The 12,796-nt window shown below is 56.2% G+C and carries 11 protein-coding genes; 1 reads left to right on the forward strand and 10 read right to left on the reverse strand.

From position 1 onward, the window contains the following. The first annotated feature begins 2 nt into the window (after positions 1-2). Positions 3-851, forward strand: a complete 849-nt coding sequence (gene apaH, locus AAEY27_RS18445; RefSeq protein WP_342322256.1) for a bis(5'-nucleosyl)-tetraphosphatase (symmetrical) ApaH — start codon at positions 3-5, stop codon at positions 849-851. Between the two features lie 39 nt (positions 852-890). Here the strand turns inward: apaH and folA are convergent, their stop codons facing one another. The 10 genes from folA to fkpB all read right to left on the reverse strand — a co-directional run bounded on the left by folA (position 891) and on the right by fkpB (position 12,777). Continuing rightward, positions 891-1,370 carry a type 3 dihydrofolate reductase gene (gene folA, locus AAEY27_RS18450; RefSeq protein ID WP_342322257.1) on the reverse strand — a complete coding sequence of 160 codons (480 nt, stop codon included), beginning with the start codon at positions 1,368-1,370 and terminating at the stop codon, positions 891-893. Positions 1,371-1,564: 194 nt separating this feature from the next. Next, the gene (gene kefC / locus AAEY27_RS18455) at positions 1,565-3,427 is read right to left on the reverse strand and encodes a glutathione-regulated potassium-efflux system protein KefC (protein ID WP_342322258.1); all 1,863 of its coding nucleotides are present in this window, start codon (positions 3,425-3,427) and stop codon (positions 1,565-1,567) included. After that, positions 3,420-3,950, reverse strand: a complete 531-nt coding sequence (gene kefF, locus AAEY27_RS18460) for a glutathione-regulated potassium-efflux system oxidoreductase KefF (protein WP_342322259.1) — start codon at positions 3,948-3,950, stop codon at positions 3,420-3,422. The genes kefC and kefF overlap by 8 nt, the downstream gene beginning before the upstream one ends. Positions 3,951-4,082: 132 nt before the next feature. Then, entirely contained in the window at positions 4,083-4,316 is a 234-nt protein-coding gene (locus AAEY27_RS18465; protein ID WP_342322260.1) for a YgdI/YgdR family lipoprotein, read from the reverse strand. Positions 4,317-4,583: 267 nt separating this feature from the next. Continuing rightward, entirely contained in the window at positions 4,584-7,808 is a 3,225-nt protein-coding gene (gene carB / locus AAEY27_RS18470) for a carbamoyl-phosphate synthase large subunit (RefSeq protein WP_342322261.1), read from the reverse strand. A 17-nt stretch (positions 7,809-7,825) separates the two neighbouring features. Then, positions 7,826-8,974 (reverse strand): glutamine-hydrolyzing carbamoyl-phosphate synthase small subunit, encoded by a 1,149-nt coding sequence (gene carA, locus AAEY27_RS18475; RefSeq protein ID WP_342322262.1) that lies wholly within the window; start codon positions 8,972-8,974, stop codon positions 7,826-7,828. A gap of 454 nt (positions 8,975-9,428) precedes the next feature. After that, entirely contained in the window at positions 9,429-10,250 is an 822-nt protein-coding gene (dapB, locus tag AAEY27_RS18480) for a 4-hydroxy-tetrahydrodipicolinate reductase (RefSeq protein ID WP_342322263.1), read from the reverse strand. 138 nt (positions 10,251-10,388) lie between these two features. Continuing rightward, positions 10,389-11,303: a ribonucleoside hydrolase RihC gene (gene rihC, locus AAEY27_RS18485; RefSeq protein WP_342322264.1), complete on the reverse strand. Its 915-nt coding sequence runs from the start codon at positions 11,301-11,303 to the stop codon at positions 10,389-10,391. A 72-nt stretch (positions 11,304-11,375) separates the two neighbouring features. Then, a complete protein-coding gene (gene ispH, locus AAEY27_RS18490) occupies positions 11,376-12,326 on the reverse strand; it encodes a 4-hydroxy-3-methylbut-2-enyl diphosphate reductase (protein ID WP_342322265.1) in 951 nt (316 codons plus the stop codon). After that, positions 12,307-12,777, reverse strand: coding sequence for an FKBP-type peptidyl-prolyl cis-trans isomerase (gene fkpB, locus AAEY27_RS18495; protein WP_342322266.1), 471 nt, complete (start codon positions 12,775-12,777; stop codon positions 12,307-12,309). The genes ispH and fkpB overlap by 20 nt, the downstream gene beginning before the upstream one ends. Positions 12,778-12,796 lie beyond the last annotated feature (19 nt).

Raw genomic sequence — 12,796 nt, forward strand, 5'->3', positions numbered from 1 at the left:
CAATGTCTACATACCTTATTGGCGACGTTCACGGTTGCTTTGATGAACTGATCGCGCTGTTAAAACAGGTTGAATTTTCGCCGGAACACGACACCTTATGGCTGACAGGCGACCTGGTCGCGCGCGGCCCCGGCTCGCTGGACGTGCTGCGTTATGTCAAATCCCTTGGCGACAGCGTGCGCATCGTACTCGGCAATCACGATTTGCACCTGCTGGCCGTCTTCGCCGGGATCAGCCGTAACAAGCCGAAAGACAGGTTGAATTTACTGCTGGAAGCCCCCGACGCCGATGAGCTGATCAACTGGCTGCGCCGCCAGCCGCTGTTGCAAATCGACGAAGATAAAAAGCTGCTGATGGCGCATGCCGGTATTACGCCGCAGTGGGATATCGATACCGCCAAAAGTTGCGCCCGCGATGCAGAAGCCGTACTGGCGAGCGATTCTTACCCGCTGTTTCTCGACGCGATGTATGGCGATCTGCCGAACCACTGGACGCCAGAACTCAGCGGCCTCGCGCGCCTGCGCTTTATCACCAATGCGTTTACACGTATGCGTTATTGCTTCCCGAACGGGCAGCTTGATATGTACTGCAAAGACATTCCTCAGCACGCCCCCGCGCCGTTGAAACCCTGGTTTGCCATTCCGGGACCGGTCGCGCAGGAATACAGCATCGTGTTTGGCCACTGGGCATCGCTGGAAGGAACAGGCACGCCGGAAGGGATTTACGGGCTGGATACAGGTTGTTGCTGGGGCGGCGAGCTGACTTGCCTGCGCTGGGAAGATAAAAAATACTTCACGCAGCAGTCTAACCGCCAAATGGACTTGGGTGATGACGAGGCGATCGCCTCTTAAGAAAGCCTTCCCCGACGCACTTGCGCCGGGGAAAGTTGATTATCGGCGATCCAGAATTTCGAAGCAGTAGCTGTGTGAATTCTGCTCGTCGGCATCGTGAAACTCGCTGAATACCGATTCCCACTCGTCCGGATCGTAATCCGGGAAATGGGTATCGCCTTCCACTTCCGCATCAATATGCGTCAGATACAGGCGCTGCGCCATCGGCAGGCACTGCTCGTAAACGCGACCACCGCCGATCACCATGATCTCTTCGGCATCGCCACACTGCGCGATCGCTTCATCGATCGATTTCACCCACTGCACGCGGTCGTCATTGCCCGGCTGGCTGCTTACCACAATGTTTTTTCGACCCGGTAACGGGCGACCGATGGATTCCCACGTCAGGCGGCCCATCACAACCGGTTTGTTTAAGGTATTGCGCTTAAACCAGGCGAGATCGGCAGGGAGATCCCACGGCATCGCATTTTCCATGCCGATGACGCGATCCACTGCTAACGCCGCAATCAGACTGATCATTGATTCATTCCTGGATGCAAAAAAATTGTCGCCACTATACGGAAAGCACAAACCTTCGTCGACGGTGAGCGGAGTAAAGAGTGTGAAAAATTTCCATTCTGCTGGCGGTTACGCAACCTGCGCCTGCACCGCCAGCTTTCCACACGCGTTGAATCAGAACCTTAGCCGTAAATCCGCCTGAACAGGCCACGGTTTTACGCCTGCGGTTTTACTTCGGGTTCATCTGCCGGGTCGCCGGTATGTCGCCCTTCTTCAGTGCCCTGCCAGCCATGCCGCTGGGTTAACGACAGATGCGCCCGGTCTTCCGAGATGATTTCTGTCAGCATTGCGCTGGTGCGTTTGAACACCGCGGCGCGGGCCAGCGCGTCGTTTTCCACCTGCGCCATCTCTTCAACCATTGACGTATTGTAACGACGGAAAAGATCGGCACGTTCGCGCGCTTCATACGCGCCAAGCCCCAACCCCTCCAGCGCCAGACGCCCGGTTTTCAGCGCCGCTTCAAACGTTTCACGCTCTGGCTTTTCCACGCCTGCCTGGCGCAAGCGAATGTAGTGATCGACATCGCGGGCGCGGGCGATAATGTGCAGATTCGGGAAATGCTCTTTCGCCAGCTCTGTTAATTGTAGGCTAGCCTGCGGATCATCTATGGCATTGATCAACACTTCCGCACGTCCGGCACCGGCAGACTCCAGTAGATCCGCGCGGGTGGCGTCGCCATAAAACACCTTCATGCCAAATTTACGCAGCGTTTCAATATGATCGGGATCGTGGTCGAGAACCACCATCTTCACCCCGCTAGAGAGCAGCAAGCGCCCGGCGATCTGCCCGAAACGCCCGAACCCCGCAATGATCACTCGCGCTTCTTCTTCGTCGATCTCATCCGCTTCGCGCTCTTGCTGCGCGCCTGATGTCTCAAGGCGGGTCAGCAAAACCAGCAGTAACGGCGTCGCCGCCATCGACAGCGCCACCGTCAGGGTCAATGCTTTCGCCCATTCGCTATCCAGCACCTGCGCAGTTTGCGCGGCGCCAAACACCACAAACGCGAATTCACTCCCCTGGCCCAGCAGCGCCGCAAACCACAACCTCTGTTTACCGGGGACTTTTAACGGCCGGGCGATCAGCCACAGCACCACACTTTTGATAACCAGGAAACCAACCAGCAACATCAGAATGCGCAGCGGATGGGTAACCAGCGTGCCGAAGTCTATCGACATGCCGACGCCGATGAAAAACAGCCCCAGTAACAACCCCTTGAACGGTTCGATATCGCTTTCTAGCGCGTGGCGATACTCGGAACTCGCCAGTAAAACCCCGGCGAGAAATGCGCCCATCGCCATCGACAGACCGGCTTCCTCCAGCAACAAACCGAAGCCGAAAACAAGGAACAGCGCCACGGCGCAGAACACTTCCCGCAGGCCGGAGCGAGCAACAAAACGCAATGCAGGCCGCGCAACGTAACGCCCGATCAGCACCACCAGCGCCAGCGCACCAACCACTTTAAGCGCGGAAAGCATAAAGGCGCTGAGCGTCATCGCGCCGCCGCTGGCGGCTAACAGCGGGATCATCGCCACCAGCGGAATCGCCGCGATATCCTGGAACAGCAGCACGGAAAACGCGCTGCGCCCCATTTGTGAAACCGTCAGGTTGCGCTCATTCATTGCCTGCATGGCGATAGCCGTGGAGGAAAGCGCCAACGTCAGGCCAATCAGCATCGCCACTGGCCAGGGCAAACCCAGCAACGCGCAAAACGCGCCGATCAATAGGCCACAACTGACCATTTGCAGCGCGCCGCCGCCAAACACCGACGCGCGCAATTTCCACAACCGCTGCGGATCGAGTTCAAGACCGATGACAAACAGCATCAGCACGACGCCAATTTCCGCGAAATGCAGAATTGATTCGGCGTCGGTCACCAGCCGCAATCCCCACGGGCCGATGATGCCACCGGCAATCAGGTAGCCGAGCACCGAACCCAGCCCTAACCGCACGGCAATAGGCACCACCAGCGCCGCCGAACCGAGGTAGATCAGCGCCTGAATTAATGAATGACTATCCATGCTGCGCCTCCTGCCATTCCAGCAAACGGTGTTTGTACTGGCGCGCCTGCGCCTGCAAGGTTTCATCGTCGCAAATAAAGGTGCAGTGGGCGGCGAAAGGCGGCAGCCAGTTTAGCCCACAATAAATGGCCGTTGCCTGTAATGGCTGGGAAAGGACATCAAAACCGGGATGCGAGCCGAGATCAAAGTGTTGATCGCCGCCACCCGTGGTGACCGCCCACATCACGCTTTTGCCGCGCAGTGCCGTGCCGCCGTGACCGTAAGCCCAGCCGTGCGCCAGCACTTTGTCGATCCATAATTTGAGTAAGGGTGTGACGCTATACCACTGCATTGGGTGCTGCCAGATAATCAGCGAGGCGCGGGAAACCGCCTCTTGCTCGGCGGCAACGTCAATATTGAAGTCAGGATAGAGTTCGTAGAGAGACCGTATTTCAACGCCTTCAAGCGCTCCGGCGAGCTCAATCATGCGTTTATTCGCATGCGAGTGCTGCGGATAAGGATGGGCGTAAATAATGAGAATCATTGATTAACCTGTTTTCACTGGAGTCCTTTTCCTGAGAGTGTAGACAGTTAATCGTTTGGCTAACAGCGGCAATCTGTGTGGAAATTATGAGGGGATGCGCGGTGGCAGGCGCCACCGCACACAGGAACGGGATCAGTTATCCAGTTCGCTCATGTTTTTAACCTGGTCGCGGTTAATCTGCTCGGTTTTACCGGTTTCCGCATTTTTGTAGGACACCAACCCAGTGTCGTCATCAACCTGCGGTTTGCCGTCGGTCACAATGGTGCGGCCATCGTTGGTACGCACCGCCTGGTTAGACGAGCAACCTGCAACGGTAAACAGTGCGGCGGCAGTCAGAACAGAAGTCATCAGAAGTTTGGTTCGCATGGTTATCTCCCTGCTTTTCAGTGAATTTTATACCTCTGGAAAATCAGTCTAGTTGAATGCACTAAGGTGTGGGGAAAATGCAGAACACTCTGAAGGTGGGGATTTTGTCGGCTGGATAAGGCGTAGGCCTGATAAGCGAAGCGCCATCAGGCAACCAGCATCAATCGACACTGCCGGGTGGCGGCTGCGCCTTATCCGGCCTACGGAACGACGGACCCAGCATACGAATCGGGAACAAATCCGGCCCGCGAACGGGCCGGTTTGGGCTTACTTACTGATTTGCGCGTGCATCTCCTGCACGGAAATCACTTTCTCGGTGGCATCGGCATTCAGCGCCATCGCGGTGGCGAAACCGCCGTTCAGCGTGGTGTCGTAATGCACTTTGTATTGCAGTGCGCTGCGGCGAATCAGCTTGGAGTCTTCAATCGCCTGGCGGCCCGCCGTGGTGTTGATGATGTAGGTGTACTCGCCATTCTTAATACGATCCTGAATGTGCGGGCGACCTTCATGCACCTTGTTCACCAGGCGCGGGTTAATGCCCGCTTCGCCCAGCACAATCGCCGTGCCGTGAGTTGCATCCAGCTCGAAGCCCTGTTTCAGCAGCTTCGCCGCCAGGTCCACCACGCGCTCTTTATCACCTTCACGCACCGACAGCAGTGCGCGACCGCGTTTCTGCATGGTGGAGTTGCTGCCCAGTTGCGCTTTGGCAAATGCTTCGGCGAACGTGCGGCCAACGCCCATCACTTCACCGGTTGAGCGCATTTCTGGCCCTAACAACGGGTCGACGCCAGGGAACTTGTTAAACGGCAGCACCACTTCTTTTACCGAGTAATACGGCGGAATGATCTCTTTGGTATAACCTTGAGCGGCCAGTGTTTTGCCGGTCATCACGCGCGCCGCCACTTTCGCCAGCTGCACGCCGGTCGCTTTGGAGACAAACGGCACGGTACGCGCCGCGCGCGGGTTCACCTCAATCAGATACACTTCGTTATCTTTCACTGCGAACTGCACGTTCATCAGGCCGCGAACTTGCAGCTCGAACGCCAGTTTCTGCACCTGCTGGCGCATCACATCCTGAATATCCTGGCTCAGCGTGTATGCCGGCAGAGAACAGGCGGAGTCACCGGAGTGAACACCCGCTTGTTCGATGTGTTCCATAATGCCGCCAATCAGCACGGTTTCGCCGTCGCAAATCGCGTCGACATCCACTTCCACCGCGTCATCAAGGAATTTATCCAGCAGCACCGGCGCATCGTTGGAGACGCTCACCGCCGTCATAAAGTAGCGGCGAAGATCCACTTCGTCATAGACGATTTCCATCGCGCGGCCACCCAGCACATAAGAAGGACGCACCACCAGCGGGTAGGTAATCTCTTTCGCTTTCTCAACGGCCTGCTCCAGCGCAGTCACCGTGGCGTTGGCGGGCTGTTTCAGTTTCAGGCGCTCAACCGCATGCTGGAAGCGCTCGCGGTCTTCCGCACGGTCGATAGCATCCGGGCTGGTACCGATAACCGGCACGCCTGCGGCCTCCAGTTCGCGCGCCAGTTTCAGCGGGGTCTGGCCGCCGTATTGCACGATCACACCTTTCGGCTTCTCGATACGCACGATTTCCAGCACGTCTTCGAAAGTGACCGGTTCGAAGTACAGGCGGTCGGAGGTGTCATAATCCGTCGATACGGTTTCCGGGTTACAGTTGACCATGATGGTCTCGTAACCGTCTTCGCGCAGCGCCAGCGAGGCGTGTACACAGCAGTAGTCGAACTCAATGCCCTGGCCGATACGGTTTGGACCACCGCCGAGCACCATGATTTTTTCGCGATCCGGGTTCGGATTAGCTTCGCACTCTTCTTCATAGGTGGAGTACATGTACGCGGTGTCGGTGGCGAACTCTGCCGCACAGGTATCCACGCGTTTGTAAACCGGATGAAGATCGTACTGGTCGCGCAGCTTGCGGATTTCCGCTTCGCGCACGCCCACCAGGGTCGCCAGGCGCGCATCGGCGAAGCCTTTGCGTTTCAGTTGGCGCAGGAAATCCACGTCCAGGCCGTTGATGCCGACGTTTGCCACCTGCTCCTCGAGGCGCACCAGCTCTTCAATTTGCACCAGGAACCAGCGGTCGATGTTGGTCAGGTTGAACACGCCATCGACAGAGAGGCCCGCGCGGAACGCGTCGGCGATATACCAGATACGCTCAGCGCCTGCGTCTTTCAGCTCGCGACGGATTTTTGTCAGCGCTTCCGTGTCGTCAAGGCTCACTTTCGGGTCGAAGCCGGTTGCGCCAACTTCCAGGCCGCGCAGCGCTTTTTGCAGCGATTCCTGCTGCGTGCGGCCAATCGCCATCACTTCACCGACGGATTTCATCTGTGTGGTCAGGCGGTCATTTGCGCCGACAAATTTTTCGAAGTTAAAGCGCGGGATTTTGGTAACAACATAGTCGATGGACGGTTCGAACGAGGCCGGAGTACGCCCGCCGGTGATGTCGTTCATCAGTTCGTCGAGCGTGTAACCCACCGCCAGTTTCGCCGCCACTTTGGCAATCGGGAAACCAGTCGCTTTTGAGGCCAGCGCAGAAGAGCGCGATACACGCGGGTTCATTTCGATAACAATCAGACGGCCGTTTTTCGGGTTCACCGCGAACTGCACGTTCGAGCCGCCGGTTTCCACGCCGATTTCACGCAGCACCGCCATCGAGGCGTTACGCATGATTTGGTACTCTTTGTCGGTCAGGGTTTGCGCCGGCGCAACGGTGATGGAGTCACCGGTGTGAATCCCCATGGCGTCGAAGTTTTCAATTGAGCAGACGATGATGCAGTTGTCGTTCTTATCGCGCACCACTTCCATCTCGTACTCTTTCCAGCCAATCAGCGACTCATCAATCAGCAGCTCATTGGTCGGCGAGAGATCGAGGCCGCGGGCGCAGATCTCTTCAAACTCTTCGCGGTTATAAGCGATACCACCGCCGGTGCCGCCCATGGTAAAGGAAGGACGAATGATGCACGGGTAACCGACATCTGCCGCGACAGCCAGCGCTTCATCCATGGTATGCGCGATACCGGAACGGGCGGTGTCGAGGCCAATCTTTTTCATCGCGATATCGAAACGGCGACGATCTTCGGCTTTATCAATCGCGTCAGCGGTCGCGCCAATCATGGTCACGCCGAACTCTTCCAGCACGCCCTGGCGTTCCAGTTCCAGCGCACAGTTCAGCGCGGTCTGGCCGCCCATCGTTGGCAGCACGGCGTCCGGGCGCTCTTTTTCGATGATTTTGCGCACCACTTCCCAGTGGATCGGCTCGATGTAAGTCGCGTCTGCCATTTCCGGGTCGGTCATGATGGTTGCCGGGTTGGAGTTCACCAGGATGACGCGGTAGCCCTCTTCGCGCAGCGCTTTGCACGCCTGCGCGCCGGAGTAGTCGAATTCACACGCCTGGCCGATAACAATCGGGCCTGCGCCAAGGATCAGGATGCTTTTTAGGTCTGTACGTTTTGGCATGGCTCTTTTTCTCCTGATTATTTGGCGGTATTGCGATACTGCTCAATCAATTCAATAAAGTGGTCAAACAGCGGCGCGGCGTCGTGCGGGCCTGGGCTGGCTTCCGGGTGCCCCTGGAAACTAAAGGCTGGCTTGTCGGTGCGGTGAATGCCTTGCAGCGTGCCGTCGAACAGCGACTTGTGCGTTACACGCAGGTTGGCAGGCATGGAGGATTCATCAACCGCAAAACCGTGGTTCTGCGCGGTGATCATCACGGTGTTGTTATCAATGTCTTTCACCGGATGGTTACCGCCGTGGTGACCGAACTTCATCTTCACGGTTTTCGCGCCACTCGCCAACGCCAGCAACTGGTGGCCCAGGCAGATGCCGAATACTGGGATATCGGTTTCGAGGAGGGATTTAATCGCGTCGATAGCGTAGTCGCACGGTGCCGGGTCACCAGGACCGTTAGACAGGAATACACCGTCCGGGTTGAGTTTCAGAACGTCTTGCGCTGGGGTTTTCGCCGGAACGATCGTCAGGCGGCAGCCGCGATCCACCAGCATACGCAGAATATTGCGTTTCGCGCCGTAGTCGTACGCGACAACATGGTAAGGCAGCTCACTCTCTGGTTTCGCCTGCGGCAGCTCGCCGGTAAGCGTCCAACTGCCCTGTGTCCAGCCGTAGGTTTCCGCCGTTGTCACTTCCTTCGCCAGGTCCATACCGTTCAGGCCCGGGAAGGCTTTCGCTTTTTCCAGCGCCACGGCGGCGTCAACATTATCACCCGCGATGATGCAGCCGTTTTGCGCGCCTTTTTCACGCAGCAAACGGGTTAATTTACGGGTATCGATATCGGCAATCGCCACGATGTTATGACGCTTAAGGTAAGAAGAGAGGTCTTCGGTGCTGCGGTAGTTGCTGGCAATCAACGGCAGGTCGCGAATGACCAGGCCTTGCGCATGAACTTGAGAAGATTCTTCGTCAGCGGAGTTGGTGCCGACATTGCCGATATGAGGATAAGTAAGAGTGACGATTTGGCGGGAATAGGAAGGATCAGTGAGGATTTCTTGATAACCGGTCATTGAAGTATTGAAAACGACTTCCCCAACCGCCGTGCCCGTTGCCCCTATGGCCCGACCGTGAAACTGGGTTCCGTCTTCCAGAACCAATAGCGCTGACTTAATCAAAACACCCTCCAGAGAATATTCACTCACTTTATTTGCATATTAATTCATATTGAGATGATGAATCAATGCAAATTTGCTGGCCGTGGATTTTAGGCAAACGGCGGCATTCTGGAGAGATGTCGGTTAAAAGTCAACTTATCTGCCGTATTTTTCTTGCTGTTTCACGCCATTGCCTGGTTTTACAGGGTTTAACAGATAAAAAGATCAGATAAATAAGTCAGGAAAACGCTTGCGCGGCCAGAAAACTGTCTCGCAGATAAGCGATGCGCCAAAAAGTAGACCAGATGGTCAAAATTTACAAAATTGAAACATAAACCGGGGATATAAGTGTAGATTAGTTGAGTTTGGAGGGAAACGCAGCGTGAAAAGAATAAAATAAAAGGGCAATAAAATATTGCCCTTTGCAATCAAGTCATTATGACTGCAACAACCACATCACGAAGGGTAATAACTCTTACAAATTGTTGAGATCGAGCACATCTCGCATGTCAAAAAGACCATTTTTCTTATCCTTTAGCCATGAAGCGGAACGCACCGCGCCATTCGCAAACGTCATACGGCTTGACGCTTTATGCGTTATCTCTACACGTTCGCCGATATCGGCGAACATCGCGGTATGTTCGCCGACGATATCTCCGGCGCGAACGGTCGCAAAACCAATGGTGCCCGGGACACGCTCGCCGGTATGCCCTTCACGTGAATAAACCGCGCACTCTTTTAAATCTTTATTCAGTGACTTAGCGATCGCTTCGCCCATCGCCAGCGCGGTTCCTGATGGTGCATCAACCTTGTAGCGGTGGTGCGCTTCGACAATTTCGATATCTGTATAGTCGCCCATCACTTTCGCCGCTTTCTCCAGCAGCTTGAGCATGACATTGACGCCGACGCTAAAGTTGGCCGCAAACACAATAGCGATATCCTGCGCCGCATCGGTAATGGCCTGCTTGCCTGCGTCATCAAAACCGGTGGTGCCAATCACCATACCTTTGTGATGCTGGCGGCAAAATGCCAGATGGTTCAGCGTGCCTTCCGGGCGGGTAAAGTCGATAAATACGTCGAAATCGTCTTTCACCGCATCAAGGCTGCTCTGCACAGCCACACCGGTTTTCGCTACGCCGGCCAGTTCGCCCGCATCGCTTCCCAATAAGGAAGACCCTTCACGTTCCAGCGCCGCGCCAAGTGCGACGCCGTCCATTGCCAGCGCCGCCTGAATCAACTGGCGGCCCATACGTCCGCCAGCGCCCGCGATGGCTACGCGGATTGGTGCATCATGCATAGTTGTGCTCTTTTGTTAATTAAATGCGTAAAAATCGTTTCCAGATTAACCAGCCCCTGTCTGAGCCACCAGCCGAAAACGCCAATAATTAGAAATTAATGATATACAGCCGGAAATATCAGTAAAAAGCATGATGTTCTAAGGTGCCAGCGCCAGCACCTCTTCCACCCAATGGCGGAAACCATCGACATCAATATCCAGCGCCACCTGCGCGTTCGGTGCCAGCCCCAGCTTACCGTCGATATCCACCACAGTGGTTCCGGCGGTGAATTGCCCCTGCGTTTCTACCGCGACAAAGCAGGATTTCAAGGTAAAGAGTTCCGGGCGTGCCAGCCAGGCGATAGCGCAAAGATCGTGCATGCGCAGCCCGGTTGTCATGCTGCCGCTGCGATAGTGACTGAATAACGCATGCAGCATTTTGCCTGTCCGGTTGAGCGTTGGCAGCGTTGCTAAATACTCTGGCGTCAGCGTTGCGCGGTTGGTGACATCCAGCCCGCACATGACAATCTCCAGGCCGCTATGAAAGACGCGGGCCGCCGCTTCCGGATCGATAGCGATATTGAATTCGGCATTCGGCGTGAAGTTACCGCGCCCGGCGGAACCGCCCATCATCACCAACCGACGAATATTAAACTGGCATTCCGGGTAGTGCGTCAGCAGCAGCGCAATGTTGGTCAGCGGGCCGATGGTCACCAGCGTCACGGGTTCTGGCGAGGCGAGCAGCAGATCGCGGATCGTCTGAAACGCCGGGATGGCCAGCGGCTGGCGCTGGTGTTCGACAAAGTCATACCCATCCAGCCCGGATTCCCCATGCACCTCAGTCGCGCTATCCAGCGGGCGCAGCAAGGGCGTAGCAGCGCCCTGGGCCAGCGGGATGTCCGCGTTCCAGAAATTCAGCAGCTGTAATGCATTACGGGTGGTTTTTTCCAGCGAAACGTTGCCGGCAACGGTGGTGATCAATTTGAGATCGCATTGCGGCGCAAACAGCGCGGCGGCAAGCGCAACGGCATCATCAATGCCCGGATCGGTGTCGAGAATCATTGGCAAACGCATAACTCCTCCACGAAAAATGTCCATAAAAAATGCCAGACTCAGTCTGGCATCTTCGCACAACGCATTGAAAGATTATTCGACCTCGCGAACATCTACCCGAAGTTCTTTCGGCACTTCGAAAACGATGTTCTCTTCGCGCCCTTCCAGCGGAATGGCTTCGCCGCCACCCAGCTCTTGCAAACGAGAGATGACATTTTGCACGAGGATATCCGGCGCGGATGCCCCGGCGGTCACGCCAACGCAGTGAATCGCGTTGACCCACTCCTCCTGAATATCCGACGCGTCATCAATCAGATACGCCGCTTTCCCCATGCGCTGCGCCAGTTCGGCCAAGCGGTTGGAGTTTGAGGAGTTTTTCGAACCGACGACCAGCACCACTTCCGCCTGCTCAGCCAGCGCACGCACCGCTTCCTGGCGATTGGTGGTGGCATAACAAATATCGTCTTTGCGCGGGCCGACGATGTTCGGGAAACGCTCGCGCAGAGCGTCAATCACATCCGAGGTATCATCAACGGAGAGCGTGGTCTGCGTCATAAACGACAGTTTGCCCGCGTCTTTGATATCCAGGCCGCCAACATCCTCAGGGGATTCAACCAGATACATGCCGCCTTTCGGGTTGCTGTACTGTCCCATGGTGCCTTCCACTTCTGGGTGCCCGGCGTGCCCAATCAGGATCGCTTCTTCGCCGCGCCGACTGGCGCGCGCCACTTCCATATGCACTTTGGTCACCAGCGGGCAGGTCGCGTCGAAGACCGTCAAATCGCGGCTTTTCGCTTCGTTACGCACTGCCTGAGAAACGCCGTGGGCGGAGAATATCAGGATTGCGCCGTCCGGCACTTCGCTTATCTGCTCGATGAAGATCGCGCCGCGCTCGCGCAGGCTGTCGACAACATAGCGGTTGTGCACCACTTCGTGACGCACATAAATCGGCGCGCCGTACAGAGCCAGCGCGTTTTCAACAATGCTGATAGCGCGGTCAACTCCGGCGCAAAAACCGCGCGGGTTAGCCAACAGGATCTGCATTTGTTTCCTCCAGTGCCGGATCGACTTCCAGCACATCGATATCAAAATGAACGGTTCTGCCCGCCAGCGGATGGTTGAAATCGACGGTGATGGAATCACCACTGATTTCACGGATAACGCCCGGCATTTCGCTGCCATCCATTGCGGTAAAGAGCATAATTGCGCCGATTTCAGGTTCCCCGGCGTCCATAAATTCGCGGCGCGAGAAGTACTGAATCAGGTCCGGGCTCGGCGTGCCGAATGCGGCATCAGGCTCCAGAGAAAAGACCTTTTTCTCCCCGGCTTTCAGGCCGAGCAGATGTTGTTCCAGTCCTTCGGAGAGTGAACCGTCGCCCAGACGAAACAGCGCCGGTTTGCCATTGTTGCGGGTTGACTCGGCAAGTGAGCCATCTTCGAGCTTGAGCGTGAAGTGCACCAGCACTGCGCTATCGCTCTGTACGGATTTAGACATGCAGGTTGCTCTTATGTTT

This window comes from Kosakonia sp. BYX6, from assembly GCF_038449125.1.
Classification (GTDB): Bacteria; Pseudomonadota; Gammaproteobacteria; order Enterobacterales; family Enterobacteriaceae; genus Kosakonia; species Kosakonia calanthes.